This is a genomic window from Thiomicrorhabdus immobilis, assembly GCF_021654855.1.
In the GTDB taxonomy this organism is placed as follows: Bacteria; Pseudomonadota; Gammaproteobacteria; order Thiomicrospirales; family Thiomicrospiraceae; genus Thiomicrorhabdus; species Thiomicrorhabdus immobilis.
Genome location: NZ_AP024202.1, coordinates 2,223,352 through 2,241,787 on the forward strand (window position 1 = coordinate 2,223,352; position 18,436 = coordinate 2,241,787).

The 18,436-nt window shown below is 42.6% G+C and carries 16 protein-coding genes; 8 read left to right on the forward strand and 8 right to left on the reverse strand.

What is annotated here, in order from left to right:
• Positions 1-179 precede the first annotated feature (179 nt).
• The 4 genes from L6421_RS10065 (at position 180) to rpmG (ending at position 4,513) form a co-directional block, all read left to right on the forward strand.
• Complete coding sequence (locus L6421_RS10065) at positions 180-2,003, forward strand: PhoX family protein (RefSeq protein ID WP_237261667.1); 1,824 nt, start codon at positions 180-182, stop codon at positions 2,001-2,003.
• A 189-nt stretch (positions 2,004-2,192) separates the two neighbouring features.
• Positions 2,193-3,908, forward strand: coding sequence for an Aq_1262 family (lipo)protein (locus L6421_RS10070; protein ID WP_237261668.1), 1,716 nt, complete (start codon positions 2,193-2,195; stop codon positions 3,906-3,908).
• Positions 3,909-4,112: 204 nt separating this feature from the next.
• Complete coding sequence (rpmB, locus tag L6421_RS10075; protein ID WP_237261669.1) at positions 4,113-4,349, forward strand: 50S ribosomal protein L28; 237 nt, start codon at positions 4,113-4,115, stop codon at positions 4,347-4,349.
• Positions 4,350-4,360: 11 nt separating this feature from the next.
• A complete protein-coding gene (rpmG, locus tag L6421_RS10080; RefSeq protein ID WP_028485767.1) occupies positions 4,361-4,513 on the forward strand; it encodes a 50S ribosomal protein L33 in 153 nt (50 codons plus the stop codon).
• 166 nt (positions 4,514-4,679) lie between these two features.
• Here rpmG and L6421_RS10085 read toward each other — a convergent pair whose 3' ends face one another.
• Together L6421_RS10085 and L6421_RS10090 are read right to left on the reverse strand one after the other, a co-directional pair.
• Positions 4,680-7,343, reverse strand: coding sequence for a diguanylate cyclase (locus tag L6421_RS10085; protein WP_237261670.1), 2,664 nt, complete (start codon positions 7,341-7,343; stop codon positions 4,680-4,682).
• Between the two features lie 181 nt (positions 7,344-7,524).
• A complete protein-coding gene (locus L6421_RS10090; RefSeq protein ID WP_237261671.1) occupies positions 7,525-7,734 on the reverse strand; it encodes a hypothetical protein in 210 nt (69 codons plus the stop codon).
• A 251-nt stretch (positions 7,735-7,985) separates the two neighbouring features.
• Here L6421_RS10090 and mutM point away from each other — a divergent pair, with 251 nt between their 5' ends.
• Together mutM and L6421_RS10100 are read left to right on the forward strand one after the other, a co-directional pair.
• Positions 7,986-8,852: a bifunctional DNA-formamidopyrimidine glycosylase/DNA-(apurinic or apyrimidinic site) lyase gene (mutM, locus tag L6421_RS10095; protein WP_311195279.1), complete on the forward strand. Its 867-nt coding sequence runs from the start codon at positions 7,986-7,988 to the stop codon at positions 8,850-8,852.
• Positions 8,853-8,900: 48 nt separating this feature from the next.
• Complete coding sequence (locus tag L6421_RS10100) at positions 8,901-11,594, forward strand: cation-translocating P-type ATPase (protein ID WP_237261672.1); 2,694 nt, start codon at positions 8,901-8,903, stop codon at positions 11,592-11,594.
• A gap of 137 nt (positions 11,595-11,731) precedes the next feature.
• Here L6421_RS10100 and modC read toward each other — a convergent pair whose 3' ends face one another.
• The 4 genes from modC to L6421_RS10120 form a co-directional block, all read right to left on the reverse strand.
• Complete coding sequence (gene modC / locus L6421_RS10105; protein WP_237261673.1) at positions 11,732-12,862, reverse strand: molybdenum ABC transporter ATP-binding protein; 1,131 nt, start codon at positions 12,860-12,862, stop codon at positions 11,732-11,734.
• Complete coding sequence (gene modB, locus L6421_RS10110) at positions 12,859-13,539, reverse strand: molybdate ABC transporter permease subunit (protein ID WP_237261674.1); 681 nt, start codon at positions 13,537-13,539, stop codon at positions 12,859-12,861. Before modB ends, modC begins: the two co-directional genes overlap by 4 nt.
• 83 nt (positions 13,540-13,622) lie before the next feature.
• Positions 13,623-14,399 (reverse strand): molybdate ABC transporter substrate-binding protein, encoded by a 777-nt coding sequence (gene modA, locus L6421_RS10115; RefSeq protein ID WP_237261675.1) that lies wholly within the window; start codon positions 14,397-14,399, stop codon positions 13,623-13,625.
• 85 nt (positions 14,400-14,484) lie between these two features.
• Positions 14,485-15,294 carry a TOBE domain-containing protein gene (locus L6421_RS10120; RefSeq protein ID WP_237261676.1) on the reverse strand — a complete coding sequence of 270 codons (810 nt, stop codon included), beginning with the start codon at positions 15,292-15,294 and terminating at the stop codon, positions 14,485-14,487.
• Positions 15,295-15,493: 199 nt separating this feature from the next.
• Here L6421_RS10120 and L6421_RS10125 point away from each other — a divergent pair, with 199 nt between their 5' ends.
• Together L6421_RS10125 and L6421_RS10130 are read left to right on the forward strand one after the other, a co-directional pair.
• Positions 15,494-16,462 carry an HPP family protein gene (locus L6421_RS10125; protein ID WP_237261677.1) on the forward strand — a complete coding sequence of 323 codons (969 nt, stop codon included), beginning with the start codon at positions 15,494-15,496 and terminating at the stop codon, positions 16,460-16,462.
• A 14-nt stretch (positions 16,463-16,476) separates the two neighbouring features.
• A complete protein-coding gene (locus L6421_RS10130) occupies positions 16,477-16,935 on the forward strand; it encodes a hypothetical protein (protein ID WP_237261678.1) in 459 nt (152 codons plus the stop codon).
• Between the two features lie 46 nt (positions 16,936-16,981).
• On the opposite strand, the gene coaD is transcribed toward L6421_RS10130, so the two are convergent.
• Complete coding sequence (coaD, locus tag L6421_RS10135) at positions 16,982-17,464, reverse strand: pantetheine-phosphate adenylyltransferase (RefSeq protein ID WP_237261679.1); 483 nt, start codon at positions 17,462-17,464, stop codon at positions 16,982-16,984.
• 149 nt (positions 17,465-17,613) lie between these two features.
• Positions 17,614-18,369 carry a carbonic anhydrase gene (locus tag L6421_RS10140; protein ID WP_237261680.1) on the reverse strand — a complete coding sequence of 252 codons (756 nt, stop codon included), beginning with the start codon at positions 18,367-18,369 and terminating at the stop codon, positions 17,614-17,616.
• Positions 18,370-18,436: the final 67 nt, after the last annotated feature.

An 18,436-nucleotide genomic window follows, 5' to 3' on the forward strand; every position in this document is an offset into this window, starting at 1 on the left:
TTATACCTTATAAAATAACGAAAAGTAATAAATCCATACCTCCTATTGCTCAGTTTCCTTATTTTCATGTCATTTTTATTTAAATAAATTTCTATCTTCAGTTAATAACGCTGTAACAACTCCTCCTTAGAATTTCGTCTCGAAAATAACACTTATTCGAAACTACTTAGGAATATTAAATGAAACTTAAAACTTTAAATGTCGCTATTGCTACAGCGCTTTCAGTATCTGCATTAACGCTTATGGGCTGCACACCTGAAGATGGCGTGAATGGAATCGATGGTTCAACTTATTCAACAGACTTATCTTTTACTGCGATAGCTCCTGCAATTACTGATGAAGAAAAGAACAGTATTCGTGCCACAGAAGAAGTCACCATTGCAGGTGAGTCACAAACTATCGGCTACCACACTCTTATCAAGACTGGTGACACCAACAATGGTGAAACATTTGGGGTTGTAAAAGACTATACCGATACGGTTATTACCGAATTAGACGGTTCTCCAGTTCTATGTAATGGTACCGATACCGGAACAGGATCTGGCCTTGATCATTTTTCATTCTTACAGAAAAATGGAAAAATCTACTCAGTCGCTCAGTTCGAGTGTGCTCCTGGTGCGATGTATATGAGTGAATTAGAGCAAAATGCAGAAGGTCAGTTAAGCGTTAAAGCAAACACATTGCAATTTGTTAGCCAAAAAGAAGAGTTTGGTGGCTGGGTTCACTGTGCAGGTATGACAACACCGTGGAACTCACATTTAGGTTCCGAAGAATATGAACCAAACGCTGCTGCACCTGGCGGTACTTACTATAATGAAGTCAGTAACAAATACTGGGGAAATGCCGCTTTAAACAACCCTTATTATTATGGTTGGACACCAGAAGTTAAAGTCAACGTAGATGGAACCCCTGACTATGCTAAACATTATGCAATGGGGCGTTTCGCTCATGAATTAGCTTATGTCATGCCTGACAACAAAACGGTTTATCTTTCTGACGATGGTACTGACGTTGGCTTATTCATGTTTGTAGCAGACACAGCAGAAGATTTAAGCTCTGGTCAACTCTATGCAGCTAAGTGGAACCAAACCTCTAACAGCGGTTTAGGTGAAGCGGTTATCACGTGGATTGATTTAGGTCATTCTGATAACGCGACAATCAAAAACCTATTAGATCCAGATAGCGACTATACAACCAATGACGGTATTACCTTTGCTGACGTTTTCGCAACCGAACCACCCACTGGAACGACTTGTCCAACAGTAGGTTTTACTTATACGGATACAGCGAATGGTGCTGAGTGTTTACAACTTAAAGATATCAACGGCGATACCCTTGTTGATGCCGCTGATGAAGCTTTGGCAGCTCGCTTGGAAACCCGTCGTATGGCCGCTTATAAGGGCGCAACAACTGAGTTCAAAAAAGAAGAAGGTATCACATTCAATGAACGTGACAACAAGCTTTATATCGCCATGTCGAATGTAGGTAGCTCTATGACGGATGGTGCCGGAGATATTGATGTTGCTTCTAACGGTTGTGGTGGTGTTTATGCATTAGATGTGGCTACCAACCAAATGATTGGAACAAACTATGCGGCATACAGCATGAAAGGGTTAATTGCAGGAAAACCAACTGATTACACAGGTACACCTCTAGAGGGAAATACTTGTGATGTAGATGGTATCGCTAGCCCTGATAACGTAACGTTCCTTAAAGACAGTGACATCCTTGTTATTGGTGAAGACACGAGTGCTCACCCAAATGATATGGCTTGGGCTTATAACATCAAAAATGGCACTATGGAAAGAATCTTTACTGGACCACATGGTTCAGAAACGACTTCTCCATTCTGGCATAAAGATATCAATGGTACAGGCTACCTAACGATGACGGTTCAGCATCCTTTCGGTGAAGTAAGTGGTAGTTACGTTCGCCCTGCTGGTGTGGAAACCAAATCTGAAGCGGGTTATATCGGACCTTTTGATTTCTCTAAACTGAAGTAAATCAAGAACACAAGAGACTCGGCTCTCTTTATCACTCAAAGCCTCTTTCTTTTTGAAAGAGGCTTTTTACATTTATTCATAGTGCTTAAATGACTAAACCCAAAAAGGTCATTTAACAAAATTACATGCCTTTTTAAAAAGGCATGTAATTTTGTTAAATCACTTTTGATTCATTAAGGATTGACTTGCATGTTGCATCGCACCTCAACAATTAACCGTTCTCTTTTAAAATCTGTAATTGTCGCCGTAGGCATAACCATCTTATCTAGCTGTTCCGACCCTCAAACCCCATCTGACAATGAACAAATCACCGAAATTGAATTGTTAAACAACCGAATTATCAATACCGCTTCCGCCTATATTCCTGCGCAATGCTACACCAAGACAAAATCAGAACTAGGCAAGGTTCATAACCCCTGTTTCAGTTGTCACACTACACCGCAAAAACCCAACTTTATTAACGATGTTGATTTACAGCTAGAGTATAGCTTTAGGGAAACGACCCGCAAAAATCCTTGGCAAAATATATTTAAAGATAGAAGCCAGCAAGTTTCACAAATCAGCAACCAATCCATCTTAAAGTATGTGCGTGAGTCAAACTATTTTAATGACAGCAATCAAGTAATTTTGGCTAAAAAAATGGCTAAGGTGCCAAAAATTTGGGATGTTAATGGCGATAACAAATGGAACGGTTATACGCCTGATTGTTACTACAATTTCGACAATCAAGGCTTCGACCGAAAACCTAATGGAGAACTCACAGGTTGGCGAGCTTTCATCTACACTCCATTTTATGGCACCTTTTGGCCGACAAACGGAAGTACAAACGATGTTCTTATTCGTTTATCAGCCCCCTTTCGTCAGGATGAAAACGGCCATTTCAACCTAGAAGTGTACAAGATAAATTTAGCGATTCTCGAATCTATCATTCAACGTAAAGATGTGGCTATCCCGCCCACTGATGAAAGCCAGTACAACGTAGATTTAAACCGTAATGGCATAATCGATATCAGTAATCAGATTGTTTATCGATGGGCTCCTAAAGAAGGGAAGTTCATGTCTTATGTCGGTCAAGCCAAAACGCACCAAGAACAACAAAAAATTCATCTTGCGGCCGGGCTATACCCCGTTGGGACTGAGTTTTTACACTCAGTTCGTTATATCGATATCGATCAACAAGGTAATCCTAAAATCGCTAACCGTTTTAAAGAACTTCGTTACGGAATAAAAACGAACTGGAATACCTACAGCCAGTTAAATAATGCGGCCGTTTCAGAAGTCAAAGAACTTAGAGACTTTCCTGAACGTTTACGCCGCATTCAAGGTAACCCAGAAGCAGGCATGCTAAATGGCTTAGGCTGGGCTTACCAAGGATTTATTGAAGATAAAAAGGGAGAGCTTCGCCCGCAAAGTTATGAAGAGACGTTATATTGCATTGGATGTCACTCAGGAATTGGAGCGACCACCGATAGCAGTTTTTCCTTTGCTAGAAAAATTAGCGGTACGGATAACTCATTCGGATGGAATCACTGGACACAAAAAAGTTTACACGGAATACCCGAACCTCAATATAAAAACGGCACCTGGCAATATACCGAATATTTATTACAAAATCATTCCGCTAATGAATTTAGAAATAATGAAGAAGTGATTGTTAAGTTTTTTGATGAACACGGAAAGCTTAAACAATCGCAAATCGAAATACTACATAAGGATATCAGTCATCTATTATTACCATCAGCGAAACGCGCATTAGAGCTTAATAAGGCCTATAAGGTCATTGTCGATGAACAGAGTTACGTTTACGGAAGAGACCCTCACATAAAACCCATAACATCTAGCTGGGATATTGTGCCAATTAATGAAAAAACCGGGATTGAATCGCCAATCACACACAACGAGTAAATTTAACCGTTAAGAAACAAGCCGTTTTGAACTTTTCATAAAATAAAGTCAGTAATAACTTGCAATTAGCTTGGCTTTTGTGGATAATTCCGCTTCTTATTTTTAACGTTACCCACATAACGTTTTGAAATATAGAAATATTCGAATATTTTTATTTATTTGAAATCTACTTAGGTTTCAAACTGTTTTTAGAAGGATTGTGAAATGTCTAAAGTATGCCAAGTTACAGGGAAACGCCCTGTCGTAGGTAACAATGTTTCTCACTCTCACCGTAAAACTCGTCGTCGTTTCTTACCAAACTTGCACACGCATCGTTTTTGGTCTGAAGCTGAAAGTCGTTTTGTTAAATTACGCGTTACTGCAGCTGGTATGCGTATCATCGACAAAAACGGAATTGACGCTGTGATCGCAGAGATGCGTTCACGTGGTGAGAAGGTCTAAGGAGACTAACCATGCGCGATAAAATTAAATTACAGTCTACAGAGTCTGCTTATTTTTATACTACGGATAAGAATAAAAAGAACATGGCTGGAAAATTCGAGATCAAGAAATACGATCCAGTAGTTCGTAAACACGTCTTGTTCAAAGAAGCAAAAATCAAATAAGTCTTACCCAGATAGATTTGAAGCCAACCCGGTTCAAAAGACCGGGTTTTTTTATGCCTAAAATTCACTCGAACAATACAAGACCGACCTTCACCAACGTATAAACATACTGGTAACCCCACCAGTGCATAAGCATAAACCTTAGCGGTTATATGCTAACCAAGCGTTAGGACACCTCGGCAAAGGTAAACATCTCTATCCTGTTGCGTCCCTGCTGTTTAGCGGCATACAACATTCTATCCACCGACTTGAAGATTTCCTCCGAATTCATCTCTTGGTCTGCCGCAAGGTAGAGTCCACCAATTGAAATGGTAACCACCTTTAACGGTGCATGCTTGTTCTCAATATTAAGCTGTTCAATCTGCTGGCGCAGTAGCTCTAGATGCTCAATGAACTTAGCCTCGCTTTCAAATGAACTGATAGCTAAAAACTCCTCACCCCCTACTCTAAACACAAAGTCACTGGCTCGATGAAAACTTAACGTTAGCTGTTTGGCTACATCCTTCAATACTTTGTCGCCATGAGGGTGCCCATAGGAGTCATTTACCAATTTAAAATAGTCGATATCCAACATCGCGACACATAATGAACGTTGCTCACGTTTTGCACGACGAATTTCGAACTCAATCACTTCATTGTAATGACGGCGATTGAATAGGCCAGTTAACTCGTCCGTTACGGAAAGTTGTTCCACACGTTTTTTGTCGGTAATGTTCACCCTTGTCGCCAATACAGTCGTGACGTGGCCAAATAGATTTTTGTTGGGTGTTAAGGTTAATTCAATCCAATAGGAACCACCATTTTTGGTTTTGGCGCGCATCTCACCACTCCATGAGTAGCCTTGCAATAACCTTTTATAAATCGTTTGAACCTCCTCATCATCCAAACCTTTCCAGGATAGATTGAGATAAGGCATACCCACCAATTCATCTTGTGAGTAACCTGAAAGACGGGCAAAGGACTTGCTACTCCAAATGACTTTTTTGGTTTTTAAATCAATCTCAGTCGCATAGGAAAGTTCATGGATTTGAGTAATATAAGATTTTTGTTGGCGTTTTTGATAGGCATAAACAAACACTAAGGAAAGTAAACCGAACACAATCAGAAAAACAGGAATAAAAATTTGTAGCAACTGTTTATTATTCAATTCTGTAACCAATTCCAAACGTACCCAACGGTTAAAAATGGCGTCACGTTGTTCCTGGGTGACCGAATCGAGTGTTTTTTGAATGATACTAAGTAAAACCGGGTTACTCTTTTGCACACCGATGGCAAGCTCGAAACGCTCGGCAAACTGCCCGACAATACGTAAGCCTTCTAAGCCATATTTGTGCTGAGTATAGTTAATGACCGCCAAATTGCCTAAATAGCCGTCCGCCCGACCATCAACCACGGCATTTAAACCTTCAACCACATTAGTCACTTCTAAAAGTTTGACCTCTGGATACTGTGTTTTAAGCAACTCATGTGACCAATACCCCTTAACAACGGCGATTGTAAAGCCAGCCAGTTGTTTATATTCATTAGCGAATTTGATTGTGTCGCCACTTGCCAAAGCCATAGGAAAAGACAAATAGGGTTTGGTGAAATTCATATACTCTTTACGCTCTGGTGTAGCCACCGCGCACGAATAAATATCCAATTCACCATTTTTGGTCATCTCAGCAACTTTATCCCAAGAGTCTGAAAAAACCGCTTGGAAACGAACCCCGAGCTTTCTTTCAAACAGCTTAAAATAATCGGCGGATATTCCGCTATAACCTTTCTCTGAATCATTGAACTCAAATGGAGCCCAATCACTATCACTCGCTAATGTAATGACCGGGTGGCTTTTTAAATAAGCCAACTCTTCTTCAGTGAAAAAGCTTTTACTGTCATCAAAGATAAAATCTTGAGTGTTTAATGCCTCAAATTCGGCCGGAGTGATCATCCCCAACTCTTTTGCGGTGGCAGCACTCGCTAACAGTTTAAGCGGGTCTATATTACCAATAGGCACATTTCCCGTTTGCACATATTGGCTGGTCACCTTGGCTTCCGCCAACAAGGCATCCCGAGATTTGACAACCGGGTAGTTTTCTAAAATAAAGTCAACCGTTTCTTGTTGATGGATTATCGCATACTGCCAACCTTTTATGCTCGCCTCTTTAAAAGCTTTAACCAGGCCTGGTTGTAAACTGGCTATTTTTTTTGAGGTAACCACAAAATCCCCATAACTCTGAACGCCATAAGACTTGGGGTCCAAGATATAAAACGGTACCCCCATTTGTTTTAATCTATAGGGTTCATTGGTTGCATAAGCCGCATAATAATCAACTTTACCATCAATAAAATCCTGCAGGTTGCCTGAAGAGGTGACCGTATGAATCAACTTCTTGACTTCGGGACTGGCTTTGTTCAGCAAGCTTTCCACTTGAAAGCCGCCATCATGCATAACCGTTTTTTCGGAAAGCTGGGCTAAATCGGTTACAGTTTCATGGGCCAATAACACCAAAGGGGAAAACTGAAAAGAGGCCATGATTAAAGAGAGCGGCTTGCCTTTGGCATAGTCGACAATCATAGTGCCCTTACCTACCCCAAAATCGGCACGTCCGGAAACCACTTCATCGGCAACATTTACACCTGGCTTCCAGCTGACCATGTTCACATCCAAACCCGCTTGCTGATAATACCCTTGCTTAATTGCCGCGTAAAAGCCGGCGAATTGGAATTGATGATTCCAGTTAATTTGCACCTTTACATGGGTTAACGATTGAGTTGATTTTGAAGAGGATGAAACGGTAGAAACGCTTGTAGATTGAGATTCACTAGCATGTACCGAACTAGCAAACACTAACCACCCTATGAATAAAATTATTGATAATTTCATCGAAAACAAATAGGAAGGTTTCATTCACAAGACTCATAAAAGAAATAATTGATTCAGTATAGAAAAGTTTAGCTGGAATTCATAGCTGAACAGCATAAAAAATACTTGTCTGTAAACAAGTTAAATCACGATTTTGTATATTGATTTATAAAACGCGTTCACCATGATATAAAGCTTTTGCCAAACGCATAGCAGGTGGAGTCTTATCAAAATCTTGTAGAGCAGGCCTATCTTCGAAACTGCGTTTAGCATCATAAGCCGCTTCAGAGTTTGCAAAAGCGGCAATCACCCTGCCGCCAAAAAGCACGATGTAATCGTAGCCATTGAACTCTACGATGTAATTAGAGGTATTCATTCTATTCTCCCAAATGTTTTTCAATATTCACCACAACTTTCTGACGTGGTTGACTTACCGTGTAATGTTAACTTCTATATCGGCCAAATCTAACTGAAATTAAGTTTTCAGACCGCTAAGCGATTGTTTTATATAAATACGAAACAAATTCTATGCCGAATGCATTCAATCATTTTTGACAGATTTCTGACGTTTTTAATGCCATATTTATTTACAATGACACTTTTCATGGCAAACCGAACTACAATGGTTTGGCAAGCCCTTTTAAAACCCGTAACGACAGAACCGATATGCCTGAATTACCCGAAGTGGAAACCACCCGAAAAGGGATTACCCCAAAAGCCAACCAGCAAGTCATAAAAGCGTTTATTGTACGTAACGCGAGTTTACGTTGGCCGATCGATTTAACCCTCAAACAAAAACTGCCAGGCCTGGTCATTCAGTCTATAAATAGAAGAGGCAAGTATTTATTACTCAAAACCGAACTGGGCACCCTACTTATTCATTTGGGCATGTCTGGCAACCTTAGAGTTTTGCCGGAAAATACGCCCGCTCTCAAACATGACCATGTGGACATCGTGTTAGAAAACGGTTATTTGGTTCGATTAAACGACCCACGTCGTTTCGGTTCAGTATTATGGCATTCTGCAAATGAAGGCTCTGTCGAACAACACAAACTGCTCGCCAAACTCGCGCCAGAACCTTTATCGGACGAGTTCAACGGTCAATACTTCTATGAGAAAACCCGTAATCGTAAAGTAGCGATAAAAAGCTTGGTAATGAACAGTGCGGTCGCGGTAGGAGCGGGAAACATCTACGCCAATGAATCGTTGTTCATGAGCAAAATCCACCCCCAAACCATGGCCAGTAAACTCACTGAAAAACAGTGTGAATTATTAGTTAACAACATTAAAAAAGTCCTAGAAGCCGCCATTGAACAAGGCGGAACCACTCTTAAGGATTTTATGTCGCCCGATGGCAAGCCAGGGTATTTTGTGCAAAAACTCAATGTCTATGACCAGGCAGGCAAACCCTGCCCAGTTTGCGGCACACCGATTGAGCGCATAATCCTTAATCAACGCGCCAGTTACTTTTGCCCTAAGTGTCAAAAAACTTGAACCATGTTATTCTAAACTTCATGTAGCTTGCAAACCTTAGGATTCAGCATGGATTGGTTTAAAGAAGAGTCACAACACGTTATCGACTCACTGGGGAGTAACGCCCAAAACGGCTTAGACGATGAACAAATCATCAAAGTTAGAAATCAGTTTGGGCTAAACCAAATCATTGCTCAGAAGTCTATTCCTCCTCTGTGGAGGTTTATTCTGCAATTTAAAAACCCACTACTCATCATTCTGATGTTTGGTGCGTTTTTATCTTTTATTACCTCACACTATATCGATACGATTGCCATAACCATTATCATTTTACTGAACGCCATCATCAGCTTTGTTCAAGAATATAGAGCACAAAAATCCATTGATGCACTCAGACAAATGGCCGCACCTAAAACCATTGCTTTACGTAACAAACAGTGGCAGACCATAGCCGCTAGCGAATTGGTACCGGGGGATATCGTACGCTTGGATGCCGGTAGCATTGTACCAGCCGATCTCAGACTCATTGAAACCCAACAACTTAAAATTGATGAATCCGCTTTAACCGGCGAATCTGAACCTGTTGGTAAACACACATTAGCCATTCTACAAGACAACTTACCGATAACAGACCAACTCAATATGGCGTTTATGAGTACCGCAGTTACCGAGGGTCAAGGTTTTGGTATTGTGGTTGGCACAGGGATGCAAACCGAAGTTGGTAAAATCGCTCATTTAATGCAGATTGCCAGTACCAATCTAACCCCTCTACAGCAACGCGTTCATCGCCTATCTAAAGTATTAATTCTAGCCGCATTAATCGTGGTAATGATTGTGGTTAGCATCGGTCTAATGCATGGTATGAGCTGGTCGGTATTGATGACGACAGGAATCTCTTTAGCCGTTGCCGCCACACCTGAAGGTTTAATGACCATATTAACCATTGTTTTAACCCTAGGGGCAACACGGATGATGCAAAATAAGGGCTTGGTTCGCCATCTAGCCTCCGTGGAAACCTTGGGCTCTACCTCTATTATCTGTACAGATAAAACCGGTACGCTCACACAAAATAAAATGCAAGTCACACAACTATGGACCGGCGGACTCTACTTTCACCTTGAAGGTCAAGGCTATGAACCTATTGGACAGTTCTTAGACCATAACCTCTCCCCTATTTCACATAAAGACATTCGCCACCTCGAACATATGGTGACTTTATCCGTATTGTGTAATGAAGCTGAACATATTAAAAAAGATGGTAGCCACTCCATTATTGGCTCTCCTACAGAAGGTGCTATATTGGTGGCCGCCGCAAAAACGGGCATGACAAAAGAAGCCGCTTTAGAGCAGTACACTGAAGTAGTCAATTTTCCATTTGATTCAAAACGAAAAATGATGAGTGTTATCGTTGAAGATAAACAAAATCAATACTGGTTGATTGTGAAAGGCGCTCCAGATGTAATGATTGAAAATAGTGAAGCGGTGCAGTTACATGATAGCTTAGGGGATATGTTGACTGATAAACCAAAAGTTGAAGCCGTAGTTGAAAATTTTGCCAACCAAGCTTTAAGAACTTTAGCAATCGGTTATCGAAAACTCCAACCAAGCGATTTACAACAATCCCATGAAGAACTGGAAACCAATCTGACGTTAGCAGGTATATATGGCATTATTGACCCACCACGTTCAGAAGCCATTAAAGCGATAGACGCATGCCACTCTGCAGGCATTAAAGTCGCAATGATTACCGGTGATCATGCCATTACCGCCAAAGCTATTGCGTTAAAAATGGGTATTATCACAGATGAAAATGCACGGGTACTAGAAGGAAAAACACTAAATCAAATGTCGGATGAAGCACTGTTTGAAGAGGTCGAAAACATCTCCGTGTTTGCTCGTGTCACACCTGAGCATAAATTGCGCATTGTGCAAGCACTACAAAAACACAATCATGTAGTGGCAATGACGGGTGATGGAGTTAACGATGCGCCGGCATTACGTACGGCGGACATGGGGGTTGCCATGGGGATTACCGGCACAGGGGTCTCTAAAGAGTCAGCCGACTTAATTTTATTGGACGACAACTTCACCACTATTGTTGAGGCGGTTAAAGAAGGCCGACGAATCTATGACAATATCCGTAAATTCATTCGCCAAGACTTAACCACCAATGTTGGTGAAGTATCTGCACTATTATTTGCCTTTATTTTAATTAGTGATGAACCCTTATTGACTCTTGCCCCCCTCATGATTCTATGGATTAACCTTATTAGTGATGGACTACCATCACTGGCTTTAGGTGTAGACGGAGCTGAAGACAATGTGATGAAACGTCTGCCACGCGATAAAAACGAGAGTTTCTTTGCGGGACAATTAGGTCAAACAATTTTAATTCGTGGCTTGATTATGGGAGGCGTTACCTATGGAATGTTTCTCTATGCCATTAACCTTGGGCTTGAACAACCCTACGCTCAAACTCTGGCTTTTATGACGCTGATTTTCGGGCAACTCGTTCAGGTGTTTGACAGCCGAACCATCACCAATATCTATCATCGTAATCCATTCAGTAATCGTCACCTCTTAATCGCGGTAGCCGTTTCAGGACTATTATCCATCATGATGGTTTATACACCATTTGGAAACTTACTATTAGGTACCATGCCATTAAGAGCAGAGCATTTAGGCCTGGCCTTTTTGGTGGGGGCTTTACCGGTTTTGATACTTTCGGCAATCAATGAGACTTTCAATATCAAATGGCTGTAAAAAACCTTTTAATTAAGCAAAAAAACTCAACTTACCAGGCCTGGGAGTTTTTTAAAAATTAGCATAAACAATCGGCATAATCGAAAAAATTATAGCAAGCCCTTTGGCCTAATTAAGTTGAGGGAGATCTTGTTTATCTAATTCAGAATAGAAACCGATTTAATCGCCGCCACCCAGGCCTGGTTGACTTGTAGATCCAACGTTTTCAACGAACGTTTGGTAATTTGTGCAATCAACGGCCAAGGCTCGCTTTTCACTCTTAAACGAATTAAATAGCTGTAATCGTTATGCTCCTCAATCGCCTCGATGGTCACCGGCAAGTGGTTCAACATCGAGGTTTGCTGGGGTTTTTCAGCCATTAAACTGACCTGTTTGGCAGAGATGACCACCCGCACGTTGGAACCCAACTCATTCAAACCAGAGTCGGCCAAAGCGTCACTGGCTGGTACATACAACTCTGCCTCACCCACTTTCAAACGTGCCAAACCCTCCTCTTCAAAAAGTTCCACCACTTCTGCGGATAACACCGAGCGCGGTTCCGAGCCTTGATAGAGCGGTGTATCTTCACGATTTAAAGCCTGTTCAATCGGTTCAATCGAGGCGATTTTACCGTTGTGCATAAAGATGACCGTATCGGCCAAACGTTCAACCTCTTCCGGAGAATGCGAAATATACAAAATAGGAATATCCAATTCATCACGCAATCGCTCCAAATACGGCATAATCGCACGTTTGGCAAACAGATCCAAAGCGGCCATCGGCTCATCCAACATCAATATTTTAGGTTGTGATAATAAGGTACGGCCAATCGCGACACGTTGGCGTTCACCGCCAGACAAGGTGGTCACGTTACGGCCTAAAAGATGACTTAATCCCAGCCACTCAACCACTTGGGTAAATTCAATAAATCGCGGGTTTTTAGCACGTTTTAAACCGTAACGTAAGTTATCTTCAACATTCAAGTGGGCAAATAGGCTCGCCTCTTGAAACACATAACCCAAACCACGCTTGTGAATGGCCAATGATTTTCCGTTATGTAACCAGGCCTGGTCAGAAAAAATCACCTGGCCTGTTGCCTGGCTTTCAAAGCCGGCTAAACAACGTAAGAAAGTGGTTTTACCACTTCCCGAGTGACCAAAAATCGCAGTCACGCCGCTGGCAGGAATTTCAAAACTTCCGGTATCGAGGGTAAAATCACCGCGTTTTAGCTGGAGCTGTCCATGCAATAAAGAAGTTTGTAATAGAGGTTTTTTCATTACCTTACTCATCCGATTTTCACCTCCATACGACGGTTCACCCCATAAACAATGGTCAACACCACTAAACTCATCACCAACATGATAGCCGACAGCACATGCGCTTGAGTGTATTCCAGCGCATCAACGTGGTCGTAAATCGCAATGGAAGCCACTTGTGTCACGCCAGGAATATTACCGCCAATCATCAATATCACCCCAAACTCACCAACGGTATGGGCAAACGCCAAGGTAGCTGCCACTAAATAATGACGACGTGTTAAAGGTAACATCACGCTAAAAAAACGATCGATCGGTCCTGCGCCTAAAGTAGCCGCGACCTCATTCGGGCGTGAGCCAAGCTGTTCAAAACCATGCATGAGCGGCTGGATGGCAAATGGCAAAGAGTATAGGAACGAACCGATGACCAAACCCGCCATCGAGAAGGTCAAAGGCGCAAACCCGAATGAGGCCCACAACTCACCAATCGGCCCGCCTGGGCCAATGGTCACCAATAGATAAAAACCTAATACGGTGGGTGGTAAGACCAATGGCAAAGCCACCATCGCTTCAAATACCGCTTTTTTCATGCCTTGCACTCTTGCCAGCCACAAAGCTAACGGTGTGCCCAGCACAATCAATAACACCGTGGTATAAAACGCCACCTGCAAGGTAATCCATAGGGGTTGTAAATCGATACCTTCTAACATCTTTTTCCTAATTTGAGCTGTGAACGCTATGACGTTCAATGTGTTTTTTGAAAATAAAGCCTGTTAAATAGCTCTAATCCTAGCTAATCGCCTAATCCATAACCGTAAGCTTCAATGCGTTTACGCGCTTTTTCTGACTTGAAGAACTTCAAAAACGCTTGGGTTGCCGGCGTTTTCTTGCCTTTGATCACCACCGCTTGTTGAACCAACTTAGGATACAAGTTGCTTGGAATCTCAAAATATTCACCACCAACCGGCTTTTCTGGGTTAGAAACATAGGATTTTGCCACCAGACCAAGTTGGGCATTGTGGCTCACTACATAGTGATAGGTTTTGCCGATATTTTCACCTAACGCGATTTTGTTTTGCGATTTTAACGCATCGTAAACCCCGTAGTGTTTTAAAGTAGCCACTGCCGCTTCTCCATAAGGAGCGGTTTTTGGATTGGCTATCGCCACAAAATGTAAACGCGGGTTATTCGGATTGAATTTGGTTAAATCGGGCGAGACTTTTTGCGCATCAGGCGACCAAACAACCAACTTGCCGGTGACATAGGTAAAACGGCTGCCCGGTTCAGTCAAGCCCTCCTCTTCCAACATTTGCGGGCGCTTCGCATCCGCCGCAAAAAACAGGTCATAAGGCGCGCCTTTTTGAATTTGCGCGTACAACATGCCGGTGGCGCCATTGGAGATATCCACCCTGATACCGGTTTCTTCAGTAAAGTCTTTGGATAACGCCTTTAAAGTGGCTAAAAAATTGGAAGCCACCGCAATACGTACCGTCTCTTGAGCCGAAGCAATCGAGCTGCTGAACAAGGTTGTTATCAATACCATACCTAAGCTGATTTTCTTTACTAACATGATTTTTCCTATATAAAGTTAACTACATATCGTAGCGTAAAAATATAGGCACTCAAGTGCCCGTTCATTGATTCTATTGATTTATTCAGTCGGCAATGGCCAATAAAACATGGCTGGCCTTGATTAAGGCGCAACAACGCTCCCCCACAGCCAATTGCAAACTCTGCACACTTTGATTGGTGACCACCGCAGACATCTTTTGCCCTCCGCCAATTTCGAAAGTGACATCGCTATTTACCGCCCCCTCTTCAATGGCAAGAATTTCTCCACAAAAAACATTACGTGCGCTGGTTTTGAATTTACCCTGAATGTCTTCACTTAAGATTACCCAACTGGCCTTGATCAAAGCGTAAGCGTCAGAGCCTATTTCTAGCCCTAAACGCTCCAAACTATCTGGTGTAATCTGCGCCACAACTTCCCTATCATCGCCTATGGCCAAGATTACCTCACAGTTTACCGGACCGGTTTTAATGGCGGTTACCGAACCATGAAACAGGTTTCTTGCACTGGTTTTCATCGACACCTTTCTCATGATTTCCAGCTGACTTAACACGCCTGGTGAGATATCTTCAAGTTCTCGCATCCAGTGTTGCATCTGCTCGTTAAATAATTGGTAAGCGGCCAATAACGCATGACCAGCGGGCGTCAACGCCATACCGCCGCCGCCAGAACCGCCTTTTTGAGCCACCACCAAATTCTCTTGCGCCGCCAAGTTCATCGCTTCGATGGCTTGCCATGCGCCTTTATAACTCATGCCACACGCTTTAGCGGCCGCCGACAACGAACCTAAAGCGGCAATCTTATTCAGCAGCTCTAAACGACGCTGCCCAGAACGCGATTGCTTAGACCCCATCAAAAAAGACTGCACAAGTTGCTCTGGATGTGAATCGCTCAAATCGCTACTTCCCTACTACCGTTATTACCTTACCTACATATTGCACGAATTATAACGGCAGTCGCCTCCATGTCAATCCATTAAAGCCTCTAAAATACATTTTAGAATATTGAGTATTTCTGACTTTACCAGGCCTGGTATTTACAACCCATTGAATAGATGTAAATATAGCCTAACTATTTCAATGTTCTGTAAACCCATGAAAACACGCTTGCCATCCATCAAAACGTTTCTGGCTCAATTCACCTTACCCGTGAGTCACAGTGAAAAAATCATCTCCGCGCTTGGAGGGTTTCTTGCTATTTTTACGGTGATGCTGATAAGCGAGCACTTTTTGGGTTTGCAGGCTGGCTGGGGAATTATCGCCTCGATGGGTGCTTCTGCGGTATTGCTGTTTGCCGTGCCGAACGGCCCTCTTTCACAACCTTGGCCGGTGTTTGGCGGCCATCTATTTGCCGCGTTCATCGGTGTGAGCTGTGCGCTGTTGATTCAAGACCCTTTGCTTGCAGCAAGCAGTGCCGTAGGCTTAACCATTGGTGTGATGTACTATTTGAACTGCATTCACCCGCCAGGCGGTGCCACCGCATTAACCGCCGTGGTAGGCGGCGAAACGATTCACCAAATGGGTTACCAGTTTCTACTCACCCCGGTGCTGCTTAATATCATCAGCATATTGATGATTGCCGTCCTGTTCAATGCGTTGTTTCACTGGCGACGTTACCCGCAATCATTGCAGAAGCAAAGCCAATCAACCTCAAAAATACCCGATCAAGAGTCAATCTCGCACGAAGATTTTTTAGCGGCGTTAAAACAGATCGACAGTTTTGTGGATATCAATGAGAACGAATTACGACGTATTTTCGAACTGATTCAGCAAAATGCCGGCAAAAACGAGCTTAAGGGCTATGACATTGAGCTAGGTAAGGTTTATAGTAATGGACAAATCGGCAAAGATTGGAGCATGCGTCAGATTATTGATGAATCCGCCGACAACAACCCAAACAACGACTTTGTGATTTTTAGACAAATTGCCGGTCAAGAAAAGAAACGTAGCGACTGTGTTACCCGAAATGAATTTGCTCAATGGGCAAAATATGAAATGATTCAGCAAGAGGGTAAATGGATTCGTAAAAACAAAACAGTAGATAATCCCCTTTCAGCAAAATAACAAAGATAAAGATAATGAAAACTCAAACACTCACCTTATTATTTTCTCTTTTAGTTACCGGGCTTTTATTGCAAGGTTGTTCGCAATCCGAACAAAGCTCTGTCAACCAATGGCCAACCCCCAAAACCTGTGATTTACATACTGAAAGCTGTACCGCCAAAATGGGTGACTCGACGATTACCTTAAAAATCAGCCCGCACCCTATCCCTATCGCCCGACCTCTTGGGATTGAGGTGGATGTTACAAATCTAGACGTACAGAAAATTGAACTCGATATCTCAGGAATCAATATGTATATGGGTTACAACCGTGTCACCCTGACTCAAGCCAGCGCCGATCGTTATATCGGCACCTCGATGCTCGCCTTCTGCACGAATCAGAAAATGCTGTGGCAAGTCACCTTGATGATTCACCAAAAAGACGGCACACAGATTCAAATCCCCTATACCTTGGAAACCATTAACCGCCGTTAACGCCTGTTAAAGCCTATTGACGCTAATGGAGAGATTTATTGAACGCTTAGAGGCCTTGTTTCTGTTTCAAGGCTTCACCCACTACAGGGTGGACAAACTCTGAAACATCGCCACCTAACGCCGAGATTTCACGTACCAGACTGGAAGAGATGAATGCATATTGCTCCGCCGGTGTCATGAACATGGTTTCGACTTCTGGAGCCAATTTTCGATTCATCGAAGCGAGCTGAAACTCATACTCGAAATCCGATACCGCACGTAAACCTCGCAACAGGACATGTCCGTTAATCTCTTTTACAAAATCAACCAACAACCCGCTGAACCCGATGATTTCCACATTCGGCAAATCGGCGGTAACCGCTTTGGCCAACGCCACTCTTTCTTCTAAGGTGAACAGTGAGTTTTTATTACGGTTATCCGCTACGGCAATCACTAAACGGTCATAAAACCGCGCAGCACGTTCGATTAAATCATAGTGTCCACTGGTGATGGGGTCGAAAGTCCCTGGATAAACCGCAGTAATAGACATAAGTTTCCTTTTGCATCGCTTATCAACTCATCGGCGAATCTAGCAATGGTTATTTAATTTAAGTATGTGCGCCATTCTACGTTAAGAACAAACATAAAAAAACCAGCACATAGGCTGGTTTTCCATTCAAGTCTTATTTCTACTAGAAATTATTCGACGATTTCACGACCGTTTGTCGCTTGAATTGGACGGTTGTTGGTATGCATGACTTCATGCAAAGCCGCGATTTGCGCTTTTGAAGCTTCCGCTTGTGACTTCATCATTAACCACTGTACACCTTCCGAACATGGTGGAGTTGTTAAAGACCCCATAAAAGCGTAGTAACCATTTTCAGCAGGAACAAAATCGGCGCCATTCATCTCGACACCCGCTACATCTTTAGCCGCGGCTTCATGGTGAGGCATGTTATCCACAATCTTCTGTAAGAAAGCATTGTTTGCGCCTTCTTTAATCAACACCGCCACAACAGCCAACTTGCCGTCGTCACTCTTATGCACAAAGTGAGCTTCCATTGGATAAGACTGGCCTTCTAAGTGGTTTTCTGAAGGCGTGTGGAAGTGTACTTGCAGCAAGTTGAACGTTTTACCATCTAAGGTGATTGAACTGCCTTTTGCAAAGTTGTTCTGTACCGTATGACCATTATTCACGATGTTCATAGTAGAGGTGTGATAATCAAATTTGATGGCATGTTGCTCAATGTCTTTTGCTGCCGTGATGTTGATAGGCGACTGTTGCTGACCTGTTTTACAGGTGCCATATTCCTTCTTCAAATCACCCCAATGAGAAGGCCCGGCTTCACCCGTATAACCCCAATGGACAACGTGCTCATGTCCTTCATGAGAGTCTGCAAAAACATTACCTACCAATGCCAAAGAAAGAGCCGAAACTAACGCAATACGCTTCATAAATATCCTATTTGTTTAAAATTAAAAACGGCTATTCTAAGAGCCACCAAAAAATATACAAATCAAT

Coding starts and splice junctions, on each gene's coding strand:
- L6421_RS10065 (WP_237261667.1), top strand. CDS start 180: ATGAAACTTAAAACTTTAAATGTCGCTATTGCTACAGCGCTTTCAGTA.
- L6421_RS10070 (WP_237261668.1), top strand. CDS start 2,193: ATGTTGCATCGCACCTCAACAATTAACCGTTCTCTTTTAAAATCTGTA.
- rpmB (WP_237261669.1), top strand. CDS start 4,113: ATGTCTAAAGTATGCCAAGTTACAGGGAAACGCCCTGTCGTAGGTAAC.
- rpmG (WP_028485767.1), top strand. CDS start 4,361: ATGCGCGATAAAATTAAATTACAGTCTACAGAGTCTGCTTATTTTTAT.
- L6421_RS10090 (WP_237261671.1), bottom strand. CDS start 7,734: ATGAATACCTCTAATTACATCGTAGAGTTCAATGGCTACGATTACATC.
- L6421_RS10100 (WP_237261672.1), top strand. CDS start 8,901: ATGGATTGGTTTAAAGAAGAGTCACAACACGTTATCGACTCACTGGGG.
- modC (WP_237261673.1), bottom strand. CDS start 12,862: ATGAGTAAGGTAATGAAAAAACCTCTATTACAAACTTCTTTATTGCAT.
- modB (WP_237261674.1), bottom strand. CDS start 13,539: ATGTTAGAAGGTATCGATTTACAACCCCTATGGATTACCTTGCAGGTG.
- modA (WP_237261675.1), bottom strand. CDS start 14,399: ATGTTAGTAAAGAAAATCAGCTTAGGTATGGTATTGATAACAACCTTG.
- L6421_RS10125 (WP_237261677.1), top strand. CDS start 15,494: ATGAAAACACGCTTGCCATCCATCAAAACGTTTCTGGCTCAATTCACC.
- L6421_RS10130 (WP_237261678.1), top strand. CDS start 16,477: ATGAAAACTCAAACACTCACCTTATTATTTTCTCTTTTAGTTACCGGG.
- coaD (WP_237261679.1), bottom strand. CDS start 17,464: ATGTCTATTACTGCGGTTTATCCAGGGACTTTCGACCCCATCACCAGT.
- L6421_RS10140 (WP_237261680.1), bottom strand. CDS start 18,369: ATGAAGCGTATTGCGTTAGTTTCGGCTCTTTCTTTGGCATTGGTAGGT.